The following is a 24126-nucleotide window of genomic DNA, read 5'->3' as shown; positions in this document are numbered from 1 at the left end:
GAGCCAGCTGTTAGTCGAACTATCGTATAAGAAGACTTTGGTTGCAGCCAAAGCTTGGGTCTCACTTTACCGAACTTGGTTTAAATTGTTATTAATTAATGGATTTATTATCCATACAAGCTGTTGACCACGAAATCACTGCCATAAGGAGATGGGATGAAAAAATTTAGACTGATTGTATTGTGTTTACCGGTTGTTCTATTAGCGTTTTCTACGCTATCAGGAATGCTAATTAACTACTTATTTGTATTCCTGCTCTTATCTGCAATAACCATGATAGTGACGTTTATTGTTTCTCTTGTAAAAAAACAGGTTGATTGGGGTTTTTCATATAGAGGGCAAGGATCGGGCATTTACCTTCGTCAGGGTTTTCTAAGGAATGCGACTTGGATTATTATTGGCTATTGTATTTACACAGCAGTTATACCGATTCAATTTTCGTCTACTGATTTTACTGTCATCACAGTCATGATATGGGGTTCAGTGGTTACACTCTGTCTTTTGGATTGGGTGCCTCGGAAACAAATAGGTAAGTCGCTCAATGTTACCCTTTCCATATTTTTGATTTTTTTAATTTATCAGCTCGCCATAATATATTTTCCGGTAAAATCTACTAATAGTATTGTACTGATTCCTCCATTCAAAGGCGATTGGTATGTTTTTCATGGTGGCAATAGTCCGTTAATAAACCATCACCATTTTGTAGGGTCGCAAAAATACGCTATGGATATTTTGGCTCCTGAAGATGGAAAGCTACCATTTGAACAAATAACTGACTTACAGAAATATAAGACGTTTGGTAAATCTCTTTTTTCTCCCGTCGATGGAGTGATCGTATCAATTGAAAATTCACTTCCAGATCAAAAGATAGGTGAGACCGATCGACAAAATATTGCGGGTAATCATGTGGTCATTAAAACAGAAACTGATATATTTATACTAATGGCGCATCTTCAATATAACAGCTTATTAGTAGCTGAAGGAGATAGCGTTAAAATCGGGCAAGAAATCGCAAAGATAGGCAATTCGGGGAACACCTCTCAGCCTCATTTACACATACAAGCAATGACAGCCATAAATTTTATGGACCCGAAAACCAAACCTGTCCCCATATCTTTCAAAATAAGTAAACAAAAACCAGTGTTTTATAAAAGAAATGATATTTTTTAAGTCTATCGGGCTAACAAGTCGTGCAACGCAGCCGATTTTGAGCGTTACCAATACAAAATCTAATCCAAATCAACTTAAAGCCTTCACAGGTTGATGTCAGCTGTGTGGCAAAAGTAATCATAAACCGACTACCCCAATATAGTTCATTTAAAACGACTCTGACCCCTTTTATTTCACTTTATACATAAGCGGTGGTAAGTCAATTCCTGCTAAAAACCTTCCTTTCAAACGATAGCCTTTACTAATATCCCTTTAAATATAGTTAGATTAACACCGTATTGTAATTAAATGACGTAAAAAAAGAACAAAGCACAGCGAAACACAAATAAAATCACGAAATAGTGGTTTTATTACGAAATTTATTTACATTAGAGTTTTAGCTCTATACACTCGTCGGTAATTAAAGCATTCCAAACTTTTTAAATTTCTGAGGTACTTATGAAAACTTTACTTATACCAGCACTTACTGCCATTGTTTCTTTAAACACATTTGCGACAACGTCTAATGTAAAGTTTATCGCAACTGACTATTCAGCTGAAACTCAAGTTTGTCTAGCTGCAGCGCAAAATGGCTTAACTTCAGCAGAAGATAAAGCCAAAGAATTAGGTATTAACTATAGTGGCCTTCAATACATTATCCAATGTAACGGTAAATCATTAATTCAGTTTTCAAAAACGCCTAAAAAAGTAGCTAAAATTGCAGAAATAGAATTAGTTGTAACAAAACCACAATATAAATTTGTTACAACAAATAAAAATAAGGCGTCAAAAATTTGTGCAGATGCGGCGATTAATGGCTTTAACTTCGTTAATGAAAATTACAGTGATGTTAGATACATAGTTTGTAATGGCCAAAACATAGTTCGCTTTGCTAAAAAATACAAAAGCTAATTTTTTTATTTTTTAAATGTGTAATATCGGTTTTGACTTTTATTAACACGTAGTTTGATTGATTCCCCAACCAATTAAACCTTTCGCCTCGCAATTTGCGGGGCTTTTTTTTGTTTAATATTCGTAACCAATAGAAGCATGTTCCACTTAATATAAAAGCAAGTTACTTTATTAAGTGGCTTGGTAGAACTATAAGCTATTCAAGTGGGACAAATTACAGTTGGCAGGTACCGCTCCGCTTCACACCTTAGCCAGCTACAATTTCCCCCTTTACAGGGCGCTATCCATGCAAAAATCTAATCCAAATTAACGTTGCAGATTGAATCCTAATGTCTGTAATGTGGCAACTAGTGACCTTAGAACAATGATCACTGGTAGCTTTGCCCTCACCAAAAGCTAACGTCAAAAAAGTGCGCATCGTTGACGTTAGAGTTTGCTTTGCTAAGTGCAGCTCCAAGACTTAAAGCAGTCGTTAGCATCTTTGATGCCCTTATGACTTCTGCTCCGACATAGCGGTCATTGTTGCCTATGAAAGATGGCACGGCTTACATCGTGATAATTTACGTAAGTTAATTGTGCAATGGTTTAGTAAAGTGTGGGTTATTAATAAAGATAAATTACGCGATGATTTTTGCATTAGATTGCGAGCCAACTTGTGATTTATATGCCATTGAAAATGGTGCTAGTGTAATACAAGTAAAAAATACCATTCAAATATATGCCGCATTATCGGAACAGGTCAAGCATGCAAGTGATAAAGATATTATTCATAAACGCATCAACTTTTTATCTGCTTCCATAGCCCCAAGAGCATGTGGGCTGAAAAGGTTATGCAAGTGTTTTAGTAATCGTTGGATTTTCTACGCTATTTTTTAGTCAAATAGTGTTATCCACCATGACCTATCATTTAGGGTTAGATAATCTTTTTTTAACCTGAGCTTAAACTGAAAGTTTAGCTAAAACCTAACCCTGAACTAGGTTTTTAGTATTTTTGCGGATTTTAAATATGTGTTCTAAAGAAATACAGCCAACCCAATGGTTGGCTGTATTATTCATTTTAAATAAGACCTCTAAAATAATGTATTTTAATTATTGTTTTTCTGAAGAGTTGCTGTCTTTTGAGTCATTACTCTTACTGTCTGCCGATGAACTTTTCGTATTTGTTGGGATTCTTTTGTCTTTTGACTGCTCGAAGCTGTCAAGTGTTGATGCTGTACCTTTTAGATCGCTATTTTCATCTATCAATTTAGCTTTATTCTGTTCTGAGCTCACCCCTGTACTTTTTGTCATTACATCTAAATAGCTTAAATTGTTATTACATTTTTCTATCAAGCTACTGATTTCTGATAACTCTTCCGCTTTTACGTAAAATAAGCGCTTTGCCAATTCGCTAATCTCCCTTTGCATAAAGGCTCGACCTTCGGCAGAGTAATCGTCAAATACTTCGGGCTTTTTCGTATCTAGATACGTTTTTATGACCTCTTCCGTAGGAAGAGAACCAAGAATTAAAGCCAGAATCACAAAACCATCATTTTGGCTAATATATGAATTATCTGGTTTATTTCTAGAAAGCAATAAACCAAGTAATATCCAAGCAGCATCAGCTATTTCAAGATGGTTGTTATCTTGTTTACTATCCTCTTTCTGAAAAGATGTAATACGCATAAGATCTTTATAGAAGTGCTCAAACAATGGCATAGCACGTAATTCCATCAAGCCTATACCAAAGTTTTTTGCACCTAGACTACTAATAATCTCTAATATATTAAAAAACTCGGTGTCTTTACTGACTATATTGATCAAATCTTCTCGTGTTGCTTGGTCTTGAAAATATCGTGAGGCAAAATCTTCATCACGGATCCTTGATTTATCAGAACATGGATTAGTCTTTGAAATAAGGCCTAATACAGAACGATAGACGGAATCTTTAAAAGCCTCTTCAATAGTTTCTATCAGTATTTCAAGCTTTTCTTCAAGCGTCTTTTGAAGTTGATCTGCTATGTCTTCAGGTTTTTTTGTTTGCTTTATTATCGACGTAAAAGCATTATTTAGCGTCAGTGTATTATTTACTCTGCTCACTTCCTTGGTATATAGTAATACCGCGGCACAAGCTCTTTTAGTATCAGTAATAGAGCGGGTTAATTTTGAGTTTAACTCTGAAATACGGTCGACATGTTTTTCCCAAAGGTTAACGTGCTCTCGTATAGAATCATTCTCTTGAATTTTTTTTGCGACACCGGCGATACGAATAGCAACCAATGCCCCGGCAAAACCTAACGCCCATCCACCAAGCGCATCAAAAAGACCAGTACTCTCTTGGGTTAAATAAGGCTGTAGGAGCGATGTAGGTAACAGTTGCCACTTTATCGTCAACCAGAAAAAAGCAAAGGTAACAGCACCAAAAAATAGTGTTAGATATATTAATTCACCAACAGGATTAAACAGCGCCCGCTTGAACATATGAAAGGTGTTTTTTTTGGGAATGCTCGTCATTATATTCCACCTTTGCCCGTCGAACTTTCACTTTGATTTAGAATATTCTCAATAGCTTGTTTTTGTGCTTCAGTTATCCCTTGCATCTTATCTTCAAGTGATTTTAACCAACGGCCTGTTTCTATTTCTTGCTTATAGTTAGCAATTATCTCTTTGAGCTTTTTCTCGCTTTCATTGGGCTCACTTAACATCAAAGAAAATAATTCTTGATAGCTGTCTTCGGTAAATTGTAAAATGAAAGACATAATTCTATGAACTTGGCTTTTGTGTAAAACACCGTCTGCTAGAGGAATATCAATAGAAATTCTTAGTTCACCATCGCTAGGATCAAGTGACATTGACAAAAATTTGTATCTAAATTGAAACCATGCAACCGCCGAAGCAATTAAACTGTATTGGGTTTTATTTAAATCAAATTTATACAAAAAAGGCGTTAAAAAGCGCAATAGCCCTTTGTCTGAATAATCAAGCACAACATTAAAACTAGGATCACCGTTATCGTCTAGGTAATGTTCTGTGTTAAAGCCTAAAACAAACCGTTGTTTATCTTCTTGGTATTTGTATTTATAATCCTTTTCGGTAAAATATTGTTTAAGTACATGTTCTATTGACGGTTTTTCAACTTGTTCCGTTTGAGTGTTTTCTATTGAAGGAACATCAGCATTTTCAACTGTTTGGTACGCGTCAGCCACAACCGTCATTAATAGAGCATCAGCTGTTTCAGCAATGTTTTCAAATTGTGGTGTAAAATCTTCAATATTGGTTTTGGTTGCATCGTAAACCACGGCAAAACCATCAGAATCAATAATAATAACCAAGCCTGACTCTTCATCATTCGTTTGAATTTTATCTTTATTTTGAACGCGTAAAAATTTCTTAGCTAATTCAGATAGTGCATTATCGTTATATAAGTTAAAAAATAAGTGGGCTTTACTTTCACTACCAAATACAGAGATTGACAGTGGTCGCACTTTTTCTTCAGCTTGGCGAGAGATGGTGAAGGGAGATTCTGAGGTCGCAGACCAATCTTCATGTTGTTCTGCGATATCGGCTAGAAGATCAGAGTAAGTTTTTTTTAAATTCATAAATGAATCCTTTCAATAATAAAGTTATGCCATTAGTGACAACAAAATGGTGAATTCCTTTGAGGAATACCAGATGTACAATAAGTATTTCATTTTACTAATAAAAATAACAGCACTAACTTAAAGTATATGATTCTCCCCCTCATTAACAAAGTTTATCGCCGGATAGCAGGCAAGTACTGTTAAACCCCCCAGTTCGTGATAGCATTAATTATGCTTGATATACACGAACAGGGAAGAACCTCGTGAGAACATTACTTTTTTTTACCAAATATATCTCACTCAACGAAAAGAGTGACAAGATAAATCGTGAACACATTTTATCTGCTTTCCAGTGCCTTATACCTTTTTCAATAGATAATAAAAACGAAATATATAAAAAATTTAATAACATGTTGTTACCGGTAGCCCCTACTGTTGAGCTGTTAACGGATAAAAACCGAAGTAATTTACGACAAGGGGTAATAAAAGAGATGATGAAACACCCTGTTATACCTTTTTCTTCACAGGTTTCATCACTACTTGATAAAATTAAACCCATAGCAGCAAGCGATAGCTGGATAAATGATATTGAGTTGTTTAGTTTACCGGATGCTCCTTCTGATTATCGTGATAACCTTAAAGCGCTTGAACAACTTAAAAAAACCTTGCAGGCCGAAGTTTATGGTCAAGAGCACGTTATAGAATATTTAATCGATAGTATGGTTAAAGGATTATGGCAACCTCAACAAAGCCGACCACAAGGCTTGTTCTTTTTTGCGGGGCCTCCAGCTTGTGGCAAAACCTTCTTAGCTGAGCGTTTTGCTCACCACCTAAAAGATGACTATCAATGTAAAGTGTTTGATATGACTCAATATACTAATAGTAACGAAAGTTTTGGCTTGGTAGGAGCAAAGAAAACTTACGATGATTCTGCACCCGGTGATCTCACTGCTTTTGTCAAAAAACACCCTAAATCTGTGATAGTGTTTGACGAATTTGAAAAAGCTCACATACAGGTATTGTTAGCGTTATTACGTATGTTATCTGCCGGTTTTATTACCGACGAATACTCACAAGAAGATATTGATTTTAGGCAAACGATTGTCGTGTTTACTTCTAATTTAGGCAGTGCGGTTTATAACAAGCCAGATTATCTTAGCAGTATTAAGAACAACCCCGAACAAGCGCGTGGGGCGATGATCACACAGTTGCGTAGCGAAATAAAAATTGAACAGGGTAGAGAAGTAAAAGCTATTCCCGCTGAATTACTGTCTAGATTATCGCAAGGTAGTATTGTTTTATTTAAAACACTTGGTGTAGCAGAGCTAACACAGGTAGTAGAAAAACAACTCGCGATTGATCTTAAACACTTCAATGAAAAAAGTCAGATCCAATTTCAACCGGTTAACGACAATACTGTTAGAGTGTTACTAACAACTTTTGCGCCATTTTTTGATATTCGTGATATTAAAGCTAATATAACCGGAAAAGTACTTGATCCGATAACAGACTTTGTTCGATTAAACCCACAAACAGAGTTTAACCAGGTATCTATAGTGCTCGATAATGATATCGCTACCTTGCTTAGGAATGAAACCTGCGAAGCACAAATTCAAGCGTTAAAAATTCGTCACGAAGTTTTATTCTTAGAGTCATCTTGTCATTTAACTGACAAAACTTTAACGCTCACCTTTTCTAAACCAAGTCGTGAGCGATTGCTACACATAGAAGATGTTGGTGAAAGTGGGGGGATTGTGCTGGATATGCCAGAGATCCAATTTGCTGATATTGCCGGTCATGACACCATTAAAGCCCGACTAAAAGAAACTATTAATATTCTCCGTCATAGTGAACAGCTCAGCCAAGCTGGCGTTTCACCACCTAAAGGTATGGTGCTTTTTGGTCCGCCTGGTACCGGAAAAACCACATTAGTTCGCGCATTAGCAAGTGAAGCCGGTTTACCTATGGTTACTTGCTCTGGCAATGAATTGTTATCGGGTAGTTTTATAAAACCTTTATTTCAACGGGTGCGTAAATATGCACCGTGTATTTTATTTATTGACGAAATTGATGCGCTGCCTAAACGAGGTGATGCCGGTCCTAAAGCTGATGCTTTGATAAATCAGCTACTTAACGAAATTGATGGTTTTAATCAAGCCAGTGCACCTGTCTTTATTGTTGCCGCCACTAACCGATTAGAAAAACTTGATGATGCTTTATTGCGCTCAGGAAGACTCGACTTACATGTACATGTACCCTTTTTAGATAAAGATGCCCGTCGTTGGTTTATCAATAAATTTTTACGTTATGAGGGCTATGACGACGCTATCAACGTGGAATTAATCGTCTCGTTGACGGCCGGTTTAAGTGGTGCTGATCTAGAAAAGATTCACCGAGAATCCGTATTACGTGCATTGAGCGAAGGGAATCGTAAAATAGATCAAAGTACTTTAGTTGAAGAAGTTAATATTCTGAAATATGGTGCTAAGCGCTCACTGGACTCTTGTGAAAAAACGCTAGCAGAAACCGCTTATCATGAAGCGGGGCATGCGGTTATTTCTAAATTTTTAATGCCAGAACGAATTATTGAGCAAATTAGTGTCGTACCACGAGAACAATCATTGGGAATGGTGGCATACAGTACAGATCAGCATATAGATTATACCAAGGAATTTTGGTTTTCTCGTACTTGTGTAGCATTAGCAGGTCGAGCAGCTCAGGTTAAGAAATTTGGTGATGAAGGGTTAGATACTGGCGCCAGTAGCGATTTAAAAAATGCCATGTGGTCGGCTTGGTCGGCTATTGCAAAATATGGTATGCATCCCGATAGCTATAATATGGACGTGACCGCATTGCAAGAATGGGGCGGAGATACATATTTTCAAGTACACACCGAAAAACTGATTCAGCAATGGGTGAAAGACGCGACCTTAAAAACCTCACAATTAGTAGAGCAGCATTGGCAGCATATTGACGCTGTAGCGAAGGCTTTGCTTGATAAGGAAGTCTTGTCTGAAATGCAATTTATGGACTTGTTAGCTAAATAATTACCATCCTCGGATGGGCTTATCGAGGCCCGTTATTTAAAGCAAAAATTAAAGCTAAAACACAAACGTAAAGCCTAGAACTCGATCAGATACCTCGGGAATGACTGTGCTTAGCTTAAAATAACCTAAGTGTGAAAATTTGTCGCATTGAGTCACAACGCGATAAAAATGATAATAGGATCATTAAGTTGAGTTGCAAAAATTACGGCTTACTTGGTACTTTGTGACACTTGGTTAATTTTCTACCAATGACACGGTTTAAGCTGCGGCTAATGTAACTGTATATGTAGCTGTTAATTTTAATGTGAATTTTGCGATACCCCAGTAAACACAAGCTGTTCGCATTTTTTTTTATCAACATTTACATAAGTACCAATTACCTTACCAACGACTAAGAGAAAGTTATGGGATCACTTATTAATACTAAAACAGGGTACTTATCATTAGCCACTACAACTGGACTCATAACCGTTAATGAGTGGCATAATACGAATGGCACCTTTGGAGGTCTGCTTCAGGCTCATTGTGACCGCTAGGTATAGTGATTCTACTCTCAATTTATGACCGCTTACTGTCCATCAGCTGTCGTTATGGTACTAAAACCTTAGGTCTTCAAAGTGGCATTAGTGAATATAAGAAAAATTCTTCAATCTCATTTAGTGTCTGAAAATCTAATTAGTCATGTCTATTCACACTATCATCTAATTCGGGTAATTAAACCAGCTAGCTAAACTAGATACGAGCAGATAAAAGCGTTTTTTTTTATTATCTTTAGTGAGTAGATAGATTAAAAATGGTGGCAGAGGATGTAAGATATTTCATCCTCTGAGAAACATTTAGGGAGATTTTTATCGGATGAAACGTAAGAATTTAAGTTTCCATTTTGAATAAGGTGCGAAGCGTACCGGGATATCTTTAATAAAAGGGCGTTTGAGTACTGACTTTAGATGACTAAAATTATCAAAACCGGCTTTGCCACTATATTGGCCAATACCGCTAGGGCCAGTGCCACCAAAAGGTAAGTCAGGTACTGCATTAAACATGATTACATCGTTAATACATTGACTCCCCGAACTTATTTCATTTACCCATTGTGCTACTTGCTCGTTGTTACGGCTAAAGATATAAGCAGAAAGTGGTTTTTCTCTTTGTTTGACAAATGATTTTGCTTGATCAAAATCTTCAATAGTGACGATAGGTAAAATGGCGCCAAAAATTTCTTCTGTCATTAAAGGACTATCTAAAGCGGGATTAATGATAATAGTTGGCGCGATATAGCAGCTTTCAATATCGCTTTCACCGCCAACCATAATTTTACCATCGTTAAAATAAGTGGCTATACGCTGACAATGGCGCTGGTTAATTATACGGCCATAGCTGTCGCTATTTTTTGGGTTTTCACCAAACATAGCGGTTATTTGAGCTTTCAACGCTAGTGTTAATGGCTCAACTAGGTTTTCTTTTACTAATAGATAATCAGGCGCTATGCAGGTTTGCCCTGCATTCATCCACTTGCCCCATGCAATACGCTGTGCTGTTATTGTTAAATCTGCACTTTCATCGACGTAAACAGGACTTTTGCCGCCAAGCTCTAATGTCACTGGCGTTAAGTGCTTTGCGGCTGCGGCCATGACAATACGAGCGACTTGACCATTGCCAGTATACATAATGTGATCAAAGTTTAAGGTAAGTAATGCGGTTGTTTCTGTAACACCGCCTTCAACCACACTAACGGCGTTATTATCTAAATACTTAGGAATAAGTTGGCCAATAAGTGCAGAAATAGCAGGAGCAAGCTCTGAAGGCTTGATGATGGCACAATTACCGGCAGCAATAACGGCAATTAAAGGGGCCAATACTAATTGTAAAGGATAATTCCACGCGCCAATAATTAATACAGTGCCTTGTGGCTCGGGTTTAATAAATGATTTCCCCGGTTGTACCACAATTGGGGTACTAACGCCCCTTGGTTTAGCCCATTTATTGAGGTGTTTGCACGTGTGGTCAACATCACTGGTTATGTATGATATTTCAGTGATCCAAGCTTCTAGAGTCGGTTTTGCAAGGTCATCTTGTAAAGCCTGTAAAATATCTTTTTCGTTTTCAATAACAAGTTTTTTTATAGCTTGTAGTTGCTGTTTACGCCATGAAATATCTCGAGTGACATTAGTATCAAAATACTGACTGTGTTTTGTGAGTAATGCTTGGTAGGGCATATTTAAACCTTATTGTTGTTATTGAGTCTTATAGCTTTATTGGTACGACCAGATATAGAAACAAATTTACAACATTTACAGCTCATCTACAAAACAATCAGATAATTATCTTTTAAGAGGTAAGTGCTAAACTTTTTAAGTTCATTGCATAACCAATGACTCGGCTAACGATGGCTTGAATGTTATCAGTATCTAATTGCTCAACAGGCACATTGATATTGCGGTATTCTATTTGCGTAAAAACCGTCGCAATAATATCAGCATCGATATGTGGGTCATGAGCATTAAAAAATTCGCATAACTTAATAATGGGTTTTAACGAGGCCGCACGGTGTATCTCAGCTAAAGGGGCTAATTTACGGTTTACGCGTACTTCGGTAAAGAGTAATTGTTGAACAGCGAGCTCTACGGGTGAGTCTATTATTCTTTTTACTAAGTATTGGGTCGCCATTATGGCAAGTTTATTACGTAAATTTTCTTTTTCACTTATTTTACGTAAACTTGTTTTATTTACATTGGCGAGTAGTTCAACGGCAGGCTGCCAAGCTAAGCTTGTTTTTGTGGTGATTTGTGAAGAACACAAGGTAAATGCTTGATGAACTAACTCTTGTATATCTTTAAAATAATAGGTGGTAAGAGAGAGTTGAATATTTGCATGACTCGCTATGGCTCGATGAGTCGTGCCTTTTATTCCATTTTTTGCTAATACTTCAATGGCTGATTGTAATATCAGTAAACGTGTTTGTTCACCTTTGCTCCGTCTTTTTACAGTGGGGCTTTCCTTAGTAGAAAACATATTATTTTGTCGTATAATTTTAGTTAACATAAAGTTAACTTATTTTTAATGGTATTTCAATCTAGGCAGGAAAATTATCAGCATTTTTTGTTACAAAAAGTAATAGGTGGGCGCTAGAATTATAAAGTTTGTGAAGACATTAACGATAAAAAAAATGAGTCCAACACGTTTGCTGGGCTCATTTATGATGATAATACGGCTTTAAACACATTGAAACCTACATCCTTGTAGGCGATTTCTATGGCGTGTTGATAAATTAATGACTAGCGGACTGTGCTCTTAATTCGTCAGAGTCAAAGTCATCTACATTGATAGCGACTTTTCTGCCCAATTCAGCCTTGCATAACAACTCGGCTTCTACAGCGTTAATAACATTAACGGCTAAGCCTTTTTTAGCAACTTCATCGAGGGCATAAAAAGGCAGATCTTCACCAATAGCCTGACAAACCTTCTTAAATATTGGTTCACAAGCAATAATGTCATCTAACGTTTGCTCAAGTTGACCTAAAACATTTTCTGGATCTCGGCTTAAATATTGACCTTGTCCTAAGCGTTCTCGAGCTTTACCAGGTGTTTGTAATATCTGTGCAACTTTATGGTCAGTAATATCAGAAGGTTTTTTCAACCATTTGCCCACTGGAAAGATCATAGCTCTTAGAAACAGTGCCACTATCTTATTAGGAAAGTTACTGATCAACGCGTCAATAGCTTGCTGTGTTTCATACAAGCTATCTTCAAGTGCCCATTGTACAAGCGGTAGGTCATCTTGCTGACGACCTTCGTCGTTAAAACGCTTTAAGGTTGCCGAAGACAAATACAAATGGCTAAGTACATCACCTAAACGCGCCGAAATTCTCTCTTTGCGCTTCAAATCGCCACCCAGTGTCAGCATCGATATATCTGATAGCATAGCTAAGTTACTACTAAAGCGAGTGAGCAACTGATAGTAACGAGAGGTTTCGTCTCGAAAAGGTGCCTTTAAAATCCTAGCGCCAGTTAATGAAAACCAAAGGCTGCGGACAACATTGCTAATGGCAAAGCCAATATGGCCAAACAAGGCGTGATCGAATTCTTTTAATGCAATAACATCATCAGTTTGGTTTGCTGCGGCTAACTCCGCTAAAACGTAAGGATGACAACGAATAGCTCCCTGTCCGTAAATAATTAAACTACGTGTCAGAATATTCGCGCCTTCAACGGTTATTGCAATCGGAGCACCTTGATAGGCACGAGCAAGGTAGTTACCTTCGCCCATACAGATGCCTTTGCCGCCGTGAATGTCCATAGCGTCATTAACACAAACACGCATTTTTTCAGTTAAATGATATTTTATAATGGCTGAAATTACCGAAGGTTTCTCGCCTAAATCGATAGCACCTGTAGACATGGTTGTTACCGCATCCATTAAATAAGCATTGCCACCAATGCGAGCGAGGGGTTCTTCAATACCTTCCATTTTACCGATAGGGATCTTGAACTGACGACGAATTCTACTGTAAGCACCTGTAGCAAGTGCAAGTGACTTTATACCACCAGCACTATTAGAAGGAAGTGTAATAGCACGTCCAACAGACAAACACTCCATAAGCATGCGCCAGCCTTGGCCTGCCATTTCTGCGCCACCAATAATATAGTCAAGCGGCACAAAGACACCATTACCTTGTGTTGGACCATTTTGAAAAGGAACATTAAGTGGGAAATGACGACGGCCAGTGATAACACCGTCTAAGTCTGTAGGGATCAATGCACAGGTAATGCCTAAATCAACCGTTTCACCCAGTAAATGGTCAGGGTCTTTTAGTTTAAAAGCCAAACCTAGTACTGTGGCAATGGGCGCTAGCGTAATGTAACGTTTGTCCCAAGTTAATCTCATACCAAGCACTTCTTTACCTTCAAACTCACCGTGACAAATAATGCCTTCATCGGGGATCGCACCAGCATCTGAACCGGCTTCCGGACTAGTCAACGCAAAGCAGGGAATTTCATCACCAACCGCTAAACGAGGAAGGTAATGGTCTTGCTGCTCTTTTGTGCCGTAAAGTTGTAATAATTCACCTGGGCCTAAAGAATTAGGAACTCCAACGGTGCTTGCTAATACGGCACTCACCCCTGATAATTTTTGTAAAACTCGTGACTGTGCATAGGCACAAAACTCTAAGCCGCCATATTTCTTTTTGATAATCATTGCGAAGAATTTATTATCTTTCAAAAACTGCCAAACTTCTGGTGATAAATCAGCATCGACATGAGTCGTTTGCCAATCATTGGTCATTTTACAAACTTCTTCTACGGGACCATTTAAGAAACTTTGCTCTTCAACGCTTAAGCGGGGTGTTTCATAGTTATGTAGTTTTTTCCAATCTGGGTTACCACGAAATAGCTCTGCTTCAAACCAGGTCGTACCAGCGTCGATAGCCTCTTGCTCAGTTCTCGACATTTGCGGCATGATAGATCTGAACATTTTTAGTAAAGGGTGAGTAATATACTGCTTTCTAAAGTCAGATATATTCAAGGGCAATGCAATGATTGCAAATATTATCCAACTGAAAAATGACAGTGCATCAAAGATAGTACCTACCGCCATTAATGCGGCAAAACTTAAGGTAAAAGTTGAGAGCGCAGCACGGGTGTATGCCATGAAGCCGGTTAAAATAACGGCATAAATGAACCATGTAAATTGTTCCATTAATTTTCCTTTTAAAAAATAAAAACCTAAAGATAAAAATAAAGAGGTCTGACCATGTATTTAGCTTAAATCTATGTACAATAAATTACAAATATATTTATCGTTGTAATCTTATTTATAGGATAATAACGTTAATTATCTATTCGGAAATTAATTTATGTGCGAATTACTGGCAATGAGTGCGAACGTCCCCACTGACATTTGCTTTAGCTTTAGTGGTTTAATGCAGCGTGGTGGAAATACTGGGCCGCATAAGGATGGTTGGGGCATTACTTTTTATGAGGGTAAAGGCTGTCGAAGTTTTAAAGACCCTTTACCAAGTTCACAATCACCGATTGCCGAGTTAGTCACCAATTATCCAATAAAAAGTGAAGCGGTTATTTGTCATATTCGACAAGCAAACTCTGGCGGTATTTCTTTGGAGAATACTCATCCTTTTACCCGTCAAATGTGGGGAAGAAATTGGACTTATGCACATAATGGACAATTGAAGAATGTCCAGGTTGAACTGCCTGTTAAATTACACATTCCTGTAGGGGCTACCGACAGCGAACATGCGTTCTGTTGGATCTTAGACCAACTTCATTTTAAGTTTGCGGATAAAGAACCAGCAGCAACGGTACTCTTTAAATTTATCGCCGAGTTGAGTGTCAAAATAAATGCGTTGGGTGTATTTAATGTCAATATCACCAATGGCCAGTATTTATTTGCTTATTGTGCAAATAACCTACATTGGATAACACGCAGAGCACCGTTTGGTAAAGCCAGTTTGATTGATGCTGAAGTAGTTATTAATTTCACCGAAGAAACCACAGAAAATGATGTAGTTACGGTTATCGCCACTCAGCCATTAACGGATAATGAAACTTGGCACAAAATGACCAAAGGGCAGTGGCACTTATTTTGTCTGGGTGAGTCTATTGCTTCAGGGCAAGAAGTGTTGAAGGTTGAATATTAATGTTCTTCAAGTGAAGTCAATTGTGCATCAAACTGTTCAACATCAGATTTTATTTGTTGTATTTTAACCAACAAGTAATTTAACTCTGGAGCGAACCAAGCGTAGGTAATTTTTTTCTTTTCAATGACTTCTCTTTTTAATCTAACCGCTTTTATCATACCAAAAGGCAGCATTAATTCATCTTCACCATCATACTGGTAAACATAATTTTTAACTTTACCCGAATGATTCATCACCGGATACACAAAAAGTTTTTGCTCTGGATTTTTAATTAAATTTAAACGATTCTGCAAGTGATAGCTGAGTGAGTCTTGAATATTGACAGGAAAATCAATATTAACCTCTGAATTGTCTTTGAGGTTCTTCGCAATATTATTCTGAATATTGAACTGCCAAGCATATTCTTTATCAGGTCCGGTGCCGTCTCGTTGGAAATTATATTGCTGAGGTGTCACCTTATGGTGATCGAGTTTAACGAGTGATACTTCTTGACGGTTATCTGAAAATATTAACCATTCAATATCTGTTTTATAACTATATTTAGCTTGTTCAGGTGTTAAGTATTCTAACGTTCTTGTCGCACTACCTAAAATATCAGCAGAACGTATCAAATTATATTTAGCAGTAAAAGGCTGAATAACATGCTGCTCTGCTTGAGTGGTTTTTGCTTCATTGGCGAAAACTAAACTACTCTGTGAGGCTAATACTAGAGCAATACAACATAATTTATTCAGCATTTAATTACCTATCATTTAATATTTTATTTATTCACTCGCATAGCCAGAAGCAGGGAGCGCTTTACCTTCAAAAAGTACAGTATCATTGTGCATAGAAATGCGCTGATTACAACACCATTTTACCACTAAGGGGTAAATTCTATGTTCCTGTTCGTGAACTCTTAGCGCAAGTTCCTCAGCGGTATCACCGGCAAAAATAGGTACTTTCGCTTGCAATATTACTGGGCCACCATCAAGTTCTTCTGTAACATAATGTACACTAACACCATGGTCAGTATCACCGGCATCAATCGCCCGTTGATGGGTATGTAGACCTTGATACTTAGGTAATAAAGAGGGATGAATATTGATTAACTTACCTTGGTAGTGTTGCACAAACTCAGGTGTTAATATTCTCATAAAACCAGCCAGAACAACAACATCAGCTTGGTATAAATCAATTTGCTTGATCAACGCTTGGTCGTAAATTTCTCTACTGCTAAAATCTTTATGAGAAAGTACACAATGGGCTATGCCAGCGTTTTTAGCGCGAGTTAAGCCGAATACATCGGCTTTATTTGAAATAACCCCAACCACTTTTCCTGGATAATCTGCAGCTTTACAGGCGTCTATAATCGCCTGTAAATTAGTGCCGCCACCAGAGATTAGCACAACAATATTGCTGGTTAAATTATTGTCTTGCATGTTACTTGATGGCATAGAATTAACCTTTATTAATCACAACTTGTTCAGCGCCTGCTTGCATATCAGCGATTTCACCAATGTGCCACGCATTCTCACCGTGAGCCGATAAAATTTCAATACTTTTCGCTAGGTCAGCAGCAGGTACAACAATGATCATTCCAACACCGCAGTTGAAGGTACGGTACATTTCGTGGGTAGTAATGTTGCCGTTATCTTGCAACCAGTTAAAGATCGCTGGCCACTCCCAGCTGTTACCGTCAATAATGGCTTGAGCGCTTTCTGGTAATACACGAGGAATATTTTCCCAAAAACCACCACCAGTAATATGTGATAAGGCATGGATGTCAACTTGCTTATGTAATTCTAAAACAGATTTAACATAAATTTTAGTCGGCTCAATTAAATGATCACCGATTGACTTACCATTTAATAATTCGTTGGTATCAGTCTTATTAACTTCTAATACTTTACGAATTAATGAAAAGCCGTTTGAATGCGCGCCAGAAGAAGCTAAGGCAATTAATTGGTCGCCTGATGCTACTTTTGTACCGTCAATTAAACGGGATTTTTCAGCGATACCGACACAAAAACCAGCGATGTCGTAATCACCCTTGTGATACATACCTGGCATTTCAGCGGTTTCGCCGCCAACTAAAGCACAGTTTGATAATACACAACCATCAGCAATACCAGCAACAACTGCCGAAGCAACATCTACATCAAGTTTGTCTGTCGCGTAATAATCTAAAAAGAACAAAGGTTCAGCACCCTGAACGATTAAATCATTGACACACATAGCCACTAAATCAATACCTACGGTATCGTGCTTGTTTAAATCAATTGCTAAGCGTAGTTTTGTACCTACGCCATCTGTTCCCGCAACCATTACAGGTTCTTTATAACCGGTTGGTAATTGGCATACTGAGCCAAAACCACCTAAGCCACTCATCACTTCAGGACGAGTTGTACGTTTTACTGCACCTTTAATGTTTTCTACTAGGGCGTTACCTGCATCTATATCAACGCCAGCATCTTTATAGCTTAGAGACTGTTTTTGTTCGCTCACGGGGGAAACCTCAATTAATTAGCATAAGAACTTTAATGGCGCATTCTACCAGCGCAATGGCGTGGTGAAAATCTTTATAATAAATTATTTTTTATTAGTGTTTAAAATGATTAACACTATGATAAGATCTTATACATAAAAATAATCAACTTAAAAAATATGCTTAGATATCTTATTGTATTAGTTGTTGTTTTAAGTAATTTCTTTGCTTCAATGACCGCTTTGGCTGTTGAAGTTAAAAACTTATACAACGCAAAGGTTATCGTTAACTCACAAACCGACTCAGAGCGAAAGCTCGCCTTGCAACAAGCAATGAGCGCGGTGGTGCTTAAAGTGGGGGGACAACAAGCGCTGTTGTCCAACTCAACCATAAAAAGTGGCCTTAGAAATGTCAGTGGCTATGTTGTAAAATACCGTTATCAACGTAATGCTGAGCAGACTGAGCTTTTAGTTACTTTTGACGAAAGCAAAATTAATCAGTTGTTTGAAGATGCCAACGCCCCAATTTGGGGAAGTTTACGGCCACAAATTTTATTGTGGCTCGTTGAAGAGAATGGTTTACGCCGTACGACTATTTCTAATGCAAGCCACTCGTCTTTTTCCAATAATGCAACACCACAAGTGAGTTACAATTTACCTAATAGTGTCGAACAATTTTCAGCGTTAAGGGGCTTACCTATTTTAATGCCCTTAATGGACTTAACCGATGTAAATACCATCTCTACTTTTGATGTTTGGGGACGCTTTGCCAAACAAGTACAAATGGCATCACTGCGCTATAATCCAGAATCTATAATAATTATTCGTTTATCAAACAGTAGTTTATTACCTCAACAAGAAAGTGATGAACAGGTTGATGATTGTTTTTTATGCCAAAAAGAACGTCAACAATACGCACTAGACTGGAGTTTTATCGCCGATGCCCAAGGCTACAATCGCGATACAATCACCGGACAAATCTTTGGTGAAATCAGCTACGGTGACGCTCCTGACCAGTTATTAAAAACTGCGCTTTCTCTTATTAGTGATATAATTTATCAAAAATATGCTTTAAATAGTGATATTGATAACAATTATATTATTGATGTTGCCAATATATCATCACTAAAAAGCTTTATTGAATTAGAGCGATTTCTTGAACAATTATCATCAGTTAAATCGGTAAAATTACTCAGCGCTTCGGGGAAAAATCGCCGTTTTGAATTGGTTTTAAAAAGTTCAGGACAAGCCTTTCTCGCTTCATTAAAGCTGAATAAGCAATTAGACCTTTTTGATGACCCGCTTGCCGAAAAAGTGGTCGGTGCTGTCCCTGTTTTTTATTGGAAACCCTAGTGAAAGTCACTTCTCAATTAACCTTGTCAGTTCAATTACCCGATGATGAAACGTTTTCAAGTTTCCAAAGTATTGCTAATTATTCGGCAACTGAGCAGTTAAAGTCGTTTATTAAAGCCAGTCAACATTCGGTAGAGTCTGCGCACGTCAATAGTTTTTACTTATTCGGCTTGTCAGGTGTTGGTAAATCACATTTACTTCATGCCAGTTGTACTTTTGCTGAGAAATTAGGTCTATCATCCGTTTGTTTATCTTTTTCTGAATTAAAACAGTTGTCGGTTGAAGTACTTGATGGTTTAGAAAATATTGATTTGATTTGCTTAGATGATGTGCAATTAATTGCTGGGGACAAGCTTTGGCAACAAGCGGTCTTTGATTTATTTAACCGTGTTATTGAGCATAATAAACGCTTGATTATTACTGGAGATCAAAGTGTTTCACAATTGAAACTTGGCTTAGCCGATTTAGTCTCTCGATTATCTTGGGGAATGACAGAGCAAATCAAACCCCTAGATGATGAAGAAAAGTTAATCGCCTTAAAATTTAGAGCGCAACAACGAGGTTTATTATTAAGTGATGAAGTCGCTAAATATTTACTGAGTCACTTATCACGTGAAATGAGTCACTTGATCTTAGCTTTAGCCGAGCTTGACGAAGCATCAATAAGAGAACAACGAAAAATCACCATCCCATTTATTAAAGCTATTTTATTTTAAAGGGCTGGGTTTTTCATAAAATTCATACTGAACAAAGCGTCTATCTTTGGGTTGAGCTGAAACGTTTTGCAACCCTGATTGTTCTTTATTAATTGGGCTTATATTTAAATTGTTAGCCCAACTCTCACCTGCGTTCATCATGATTGGACTTGGTAAATTATTCACTAAGTTTTCAATATCACTTACTTCCGGCAATATATGACTTACGGCATATAATACCCGAGGTTTAATCTTTTCATCGCCAATACGGCCGCGCTGTCCCCAATTAACGATATAATTTTCATTCGCAATTTTAGGAGCGTTAGTTATAGCGACATCTCGACTAATATCAAAGCGAGTTTTCATCATAAAACCATCAAAAAGCATAGCGTAATCTTCGCGAATACTTGAGTAATTATAAAACTGAGGCGCAGCTTCGCCACTAAAAAACGTTTTAATATCGCTGGGTTGATAAGCGTTTTGTGTTTTTGATGCGTCAACCCCCTGAAAACGTACCTGAGCTAAGGCGTACATTTCCTCACCCAGTAAGGGAAGGGTGTTGTTTAGCTGATCAGATTTAAAGCCACTATTATCTGCTATCTGTTGTGCGGCTGATAATATTGTTTGGTCTCTGTTTAAAGCTGACCAACTAGTGCTTGGGAAAATATCGTTGGCATGGGCAAGTTCGTGGTACATCAAAGACGTTAAACTGTATAAAACATCGCTAGGTTGGCGAGTAACCCTGTCATTTTCAGATATAAAAGTAGTGGTGTAATTATTATTTTTTACATAACGCCAAGGCATGGCAAAATTAAGATCTCCACCAAAGGACGCTCTATAGTCAGGTGCTTGATTTATGGTATCTCGCTCATCAGGGGTCATCCAAAAATAATTAGCATCCAAGTGAATAGCGCCACTGACCACCCAGTAATAAGAGGGTCTGATGTCATAAGAAATTACAATGGCAGTATTTGCTCTTAGTAAGTTTTTGAAATCATTGTAGGGGTCGTAATTTTCAAGAAATTCTCGAAATCTTTCTCCCATCCAATAATGAGAAACGATCACTCGGTCCATTATGTCATCAACCGTTGGTGTGGTCGTATCATGTGCAATTAATGGTAAGGTATTAAATGCACATGTTCGCGCAAAGTTAATTTTATTACTATAAACACAATCGACGAGTACATCGGCATAAGACGAGTTTGCAACAAAGGGGAATACCCGTGCTAAACGCTCAGTATAAGCGGTATTATCTGAAGTTGGGACAGGTTCAGCATTTTCAATAAGTACCGCTACTTTGTCAGAATAGCTCCCTGAGGATACGGTGAATTCTACTACCGTATCCCTAGTAACTTCCGGCGCATTAAAGAATACTGCATAATCACCCTGGGTATTTTCAGCCGTAAAATTGACCTCTGGACCGGCAGTTTGTTGCCAAACTAAACTATCGCTTAAAAGCTTATTTGTTAACGAAGCGCGCAATGACACTTTACTACCTTCTAGAGCAGCATGACCCAGACGCGCAGAAATCTCTCCTTGTTCATTGGTTACACTAAGAGAGTGGTTAAGTGACTCTCTGCTACCATCTTCTAGTGTAAATGAAACATTAAAACTATATGCGCCTGCGGTGTTAGGTGTGAAAGCGATAACCTTGCTGGTGTAGGCCAAGAACACCACTGGCTCGCCAGTCGTCTGCGTCCAAATAATGTCAGTCACCTTACTCGAGGGAGCGAGTAAAACTAATTCGACCGCCTGAGAAATTTTCACTTCATCGTCGACGGTGATAATTTTAGTGACCTCACCATTATTGTTACAAGCAAATAAAATAGGTATTAGCAGTAATATATGCAGAATGTTTTTCATTTTCAGCCCTTAACTATAATGGTGGTTACGTTATAAAAGTCTTATTGAAGCGTTACGCTTTATCTTTAGCTTTTCTAATACTCAAGCCTAGTTCTTGACCTCTATATTTCGCGTAATAACTGCCACCAATAAACATCATTGTTGCAAATATAAGCTCTAATGATGCCCAAACTACATCTGCTGGAGATACCCACAGCGTGGTTAAACTGTGTAGGAAATAAATCATAACGACAAAGCTCGACCAAGCATAGGTATAAGGATTACCTGCCAGCAAACCTTTTAGAGGAAATAACAGTGGTACTGTGAATAAGCATAAGCTTAATATCGGCGACAAACCTTGTGAAGGGTTTAAATAGATTAGCCAAAGCGGCATAAAAAATAATAAAGAAAAATAGCCAATTAAGGTTATTTTTTTAAATGTTGATGTTGAAAATCTTTGTGGCTTGGTCATGAAAGGTATCCTGCTGGTTAGCAAATTGTTTCACTAACTTGTTGAATTAAATTTTAAATTGAAATTAAAAGAGTGTTAAAACGTTTTCAGGAGGTCGGCCAATGATGGCTTTCGTTTGCGTAGTAACAATTGGTCGCTCAATAAGTTTTGGGGTGTTCACCATAGCTTCAATGAGTTGCTTGTCAGTTGCTTGAGCTAATGCTTGTTCTTTAAATTCACTTTCTTTAGTGCGCATCATTTGAATAGGGGAAACATTTAAACGTGATAAAAGTGACTGGATAGTGCTTTCATCCAGTGGTTTTTTTAAATACTCTACAATGCAAACCTCTTGGTTGTTTTCTTCAATCAACGCCAAGGTTTGGCGGCTTTTAGAACAGCGAGGGTTATGATAAATCGTTAACATGGTTAGATCTCAATGGGTGCTAAAATTAAATAATTTTACGGGTTAATCGATAGAGTAGGCCGTTATAGCACCTATTCTAAACGTTTCTGTAATATGGATTATAGTCTTTTAAGTTTTTGTTCTTGATCTTGAAATTGCAATATTCGTGCTTTGATACGTTTTTCGACTAACGGTTGATTATCTGTAAAATTGTACCCTGTTTGCAATTCGTCGACCGCACGAGAGTATGCCCCTAAAAGTGCAAAGATTTCGCCTTTTGTCGCATGCATCAGTGCTTTTTTATCTTGTTTTTCATAGACAGTCGTTAATATATCATAAGCGATAAAATTACCTGGTTTAACTAACAGGTAGTCTTGTAAAAGTACTTCAGCTTCTGAATATTGACTGTTTTCAACGAGAGCGTTGGCAAAGTTTAAGGTAACAACTTGGTTATTTGGCATCAATAAATTAAGGGCACTGAGCATAGTCAGCGCTTTATTTACTTCTTTTGTTTTAATATAAACATCGGTTAGTGCATCTGCATAGAATAGATTGTTTTTATCTTCAATGAGCAATCTTTCAAGTATTTTTTTAGCCGCTTGATACTCTTTATTTTCAAATAATGATAAAGCTAAGCCATAGTCAACAGCGGCTCTATAAGTGTAGTTTTGTTTTTTTATACTATCTTCAAAAGTTGCAATGTTTTCCAGGGCCGTTGATTCGTAACGCGCTTGAATACGCGCTTTTGCGAGCGCAAAGTTTAAACTAGGAGCTGAAGGACGACTTTCTAAACCATGAGCACGGACACGCGCTTCGGCAATGCGAGATTCAGGCACCGGATGAGTTAATAGCATTGCTGGTGGCTTTGAAGTATAACGATATTTCACTGCCATTTTTCCAAAAAAATCGGGGGCACCTTGCGGATCAAAACCGCTTTGTGCGAGTAGGGCAATGCCAACACGGTCGGCTTCTTGCTCATTGCCACGGGTAAAATTAATACTTGATTGTTTTGACGCCGCCATTGTTGTGGTTAATGCAGCCATACCAACAGATGGGTTAACTAATGCCAGTAATACCCCTGAAATTAATGCTGCAGTGGCTAGTGGTTGATTTCTACTTTGAGCCTCAAGCCTTCGGGCCAAGTGACGCTGGGTTACATGAGATATTTCATGACCGATTACTGAGGCTAGTTCGCTCTCTGTATCAGCGAGGGTAATTAAGCCACTATGAATACCAACATGGCCCCCAAAAAAGGCAAAGGCATTGATTTCTTTATTTCTAATGATAAAAAATTCGAAGCTGTAATTAACATCTTGGGCATTCTTGACTAAACGGTTGCCTAAATCGTTAATATATTCGATTAAAACAGGGTCATTGACCAACGGCTGAGAAGCGCGAATATGACGCATCATTGCGTTACCTATCTGGCGTTCTTTATCAACAGATAGAACGCTAAATCCAGCCGTGCCAATTTCAGGAAGTTTGTTTTTATTATTTTCTTGGGAAAAGCCGTATGGGCTAGCAACTAATGTTGTTAATGCGCAGGTAAATAATAATGATTTTATTTTAAGCTTATGTTTATAAGGCAAATT

The 24126-nt window shown here is 37.8% G+C and carries 19 protein-coding genes; 7 read left to right on the top strand and 12 right to left on the bottom strand.

The window, feature by feature from the left end; genetic code table 11:
• Positions 1–156 precede the first annotated feature (156 nt).
• The 3 genes from H4J69_RS09910 to H4J69_RS09900 all read left to right on the top strand — a co-directional run bounded on the left by H4J69_RS09910 (position 157) and on the right by H4J69_RS09900 (position 2937).
• Positions 157–1170: a M23 family metallopeptidase gene (locus H4J69_RS09910; protein WP_182216145.1), complete on the top strand. Its 1014-nt coding sequence runs from the start codon at positions 157–159 to the stop codon at positions 1168–1170.
• 438 nt (positions 1171–1608) lie between these two features.
• Entirely contained in the window at positions 1609–2061 is a 453-nt protein-coding gene (locus tag H4J69_RS09905) for a hypothetical protein (protein ID WP_182216143.1), read from the top strand.
• A gap of 624 nt (positions 2062–2685) precedes the next feature.
• Positions 2686–2937, top strand: coding sequence for a hypothetical protein (locus tag H4J69_RS09900; protein WP_182216141.1), 252 nt, complete (start codon positions 2686–2688; stop codon positions 2935–2937).
• Between the two features lie 213 nt (positions 2938–3150).
• Here the strand turns inward: H4J69_RS09900 and H4J69_RS09895 are convergent, their stop codons facing one another.
• The gene (locus H4J69_RS09895; RefSeq protein ID WP_182216139.1) at positions 3151–4554 is read right to left on the bottom strand and encodes a hypothetical protein; all 1404 of its coding nucleotides are present in this window, start codon (positions 4552–4554) and stop codon (positions 3151–3153) included.
• Positions 4554–5639 carry a hypothetical protein gene (locus H4J69_RS09890; protein WP_182216137.1) on the bottom strand — a complete coding sequence of 362 codons (1086 nt, stop codon included), beginning with the start codon at positions 5637–5639 and terminating at the stop codon, positions 4554–4556. The genes H4J69_RS09895 and H4J69_RS09890 overlap by 1 nt, the downstream gene beginning before the upstream one ends.
• 245 nt (positions 5640–5884) lie before the next feature.
• Between H4J69_RS09890 and H4J69_RS09885 the strand changes: the two genes are divergently transcribed.
• Entirely contained in the window at positions 5885–8668 is a 2784-nt protein-coding gene (locus H4J69_RS09885; RefSeq protein WP_182216135.1) for an AAA family ATPase, read from the top strand.
• An 848-nt stretch (positions 8669–9516) separates the two neighbouring features.
• Here the strand turns inward: H4J69_RS09885 and H4J69_RS09880 are convergent.
• From H4J69_RS09880 to fadE, 3 genes are all read right to left on the bottom strand, one after another.
• Entirely contained in the window at positions 9517–10884 is a 1368-nt protein-coding gene (locus H4J69_RS09880) for an aldehyde dehydrogenase family protein (protein WP_182216133.1), read from the bottom strand.
• A 112-nt stretch (positions 10885–10996) separates the two neighbouring features.
• Positions 10997–11710, bottom strand: a complete 714-nt coding sequence (locus H4J69_RS09875; protein ID WP_070373898.1) for a TetR/AcrR family transcriptional regulator — start codon at positions 11708–11710, stop codon at positions 10997–10999.
• Positions 11711–11936: 226 nt separating this feature from the next.
• Entirely contained in the window at positions 11937–14366 is a 2430-nt protein-coding gene (gene fadE / locus H4J69_RS09870; RefSeq protein ID WP_182216131.1) for an acyl-CoA dehydrogenase FadE, read from the bottom strand.
• A gap of 157 nt (positions 14367–14523) precedes the next feature.
• On the opposite strand from fadE, the gene H4J69_RS09865 reads away from it, so the two are divergent.
• Complete coding sequence (locus H4J69_RS09865; protein ID WP_182216129.1) at positions 14524–15324, top strand: class II glutamine amidotransferase; 801 nt, start codon at positions 14524–14526, stop codon at positions 15322–15324.
• Here the strand turns inward: H4J69_RS09865 and H4J69_RS09860 are convergent.
• From H4J69_RS09860 to purM, 3 genes are read right to left on the bottom strand one after another with little or no spacing between them, the layout of a single operon-like run.
• Positions 15321–16061 carry a DUF3108 domain-containing protein gene (locus H4J69_RS09860; RefSeq protein ID WP_182216127.1) on the bottom strand — a complete coding sequence of 247 codons (741 nt, stop codon included), beginning with the start codon at positions 16059–16061 and terminating at the stop codon, positions 15321–15323. The genes H4J69_RS09865 and H4J69_RS09860 overlap by 4 nt on opposite strands.
• Before the next feature lie 27 nt (positions 16062–16088).
• Positions 16089–16760: a phosphoribosylglycinamide formyltransferase gene (purN, locus tag H4J69_RS09855; protein WP_259364965.1), complete on the bottom strand. Its 672-nt coding sequence runs from the start codon at positions 16758–16760 to the stop codon at positions 16089–16091.
• Between the two features lie 4 nt (positions 16761–16764).
• The gene (gene purM / locus H4J69_RS09850) at positions 16765–17811 is read right to left on the bottom strand and encodes a phosphoribosylformylglycinamidine cyclo-ligase (protein ID WP_070373894.1); all 1047 of its coding nucleotides are present in this window, start codon (positions 17809–17811) and stop codon (positions 16765–16767) included.
• Between the two features lie 159 nt (positions 17812–17970).
• On the opposite strand from purM, the gene H4J69_RS09845 reads away from it, so the two are divergent.
• Together H4J69_RS09845 and hda are read left to right on the top strand one after the other, a co-directional pair.
• Positions 17971–19143, top strand: coding sequence for a DUF2066 domain-containing protein (locus H4J69_RS09845; protein ID WP_182222241.1), 1173 nt, complete (start codon positions 17971–17973; stop codon positions 19141–19143).
• Positions 19143–19859: a DnaA regulatory inactivator Hda gene (hda, locus tag H4J69_RS09840; protein ID WP_182169642.1), complete on the top strand. Its 717-nt coding sequence runs from the start codon at positions 19143–19145 to the stop codon at positions 19857–19859. The genes H4J69_RS09845 and hda overlap by 1 nt, the downstream gene beginning before the upstream one ends.
• Here the strand turns inward: hda and H4J69_RS09835 are convergent.
• The 4 genes from H4J69_RS09835 to H4J69_RS09820 all read right to left on the bottom strand — a co-directional run bounded on the left by H4J69_RS09835 (position 19851) and on the right by H4J69_RS09820 (position 24123).
• Complete coding sequence (locus tag H4J69_RS09835; protein WP_182244652.1) at positions 19851–21701, bottom strand: hypothetical protein; 1851 nt, start codon at positions 21699–21701, stop codon at positions 19851–19853. The two genes, hda and H4J69_RS09835, sit on opposite strands and share 9 nt — an antisense overlap.
• A 52-nt stretch (positions 21702–21753) precedes the next feature.
• The gene (locus H4J69_RS09830; protein ID WP_182216121.1) at positions 21754–22152 is read right to left on the bottom strand and encodes a DUF2069 domain-containing protein; all 399 of its coding nucleotides are present in this window, start codon (positions 22150–22152) and stop codon (positions 21754–21756) included.
• 64 nt (positions 22153–22216) lie between these two features.
• Positions 22217–22555, bottom strand: a complete 339-nt coding sequence (arsC, locus tag H4J69_RS09825) for an arsenate reductase (glutaredoxin) (RefSeq protein ID WP_070373889.1) — start codon at positions 22553–22555, stop codon at positions 22217–22219.
• Positions 22556–22653: 98 nt separating this feature from the next.
• Positions 22654–24123: a M48 family metalloprotease gene (locus H4J69_RS09820; protein WP_259367738.1), complete on the bottom strand. Its 1470-nt coding sequence runs from the start codon at positions 24121–24123 to the stop codon at positions 22654–22656.
• Positions 24124–24126: the final 3 nt, after the last annotated feature.

The organism is Colwellia sp. BRX10-9 (assembly GCF_014077405.1).
In the GTDB taxonomy this organism is placed as follows: Bacteria; Pseudomonadota; Gammaproteobacteria; order Enterobacterales; family Alteromonadaceae; genus Colwellia_A.
The sequence above is the reverse complement of the archived record's forward strand: the minus strand, read 5'-3'. Positions and strand labels throughout refer to the sequence as shown.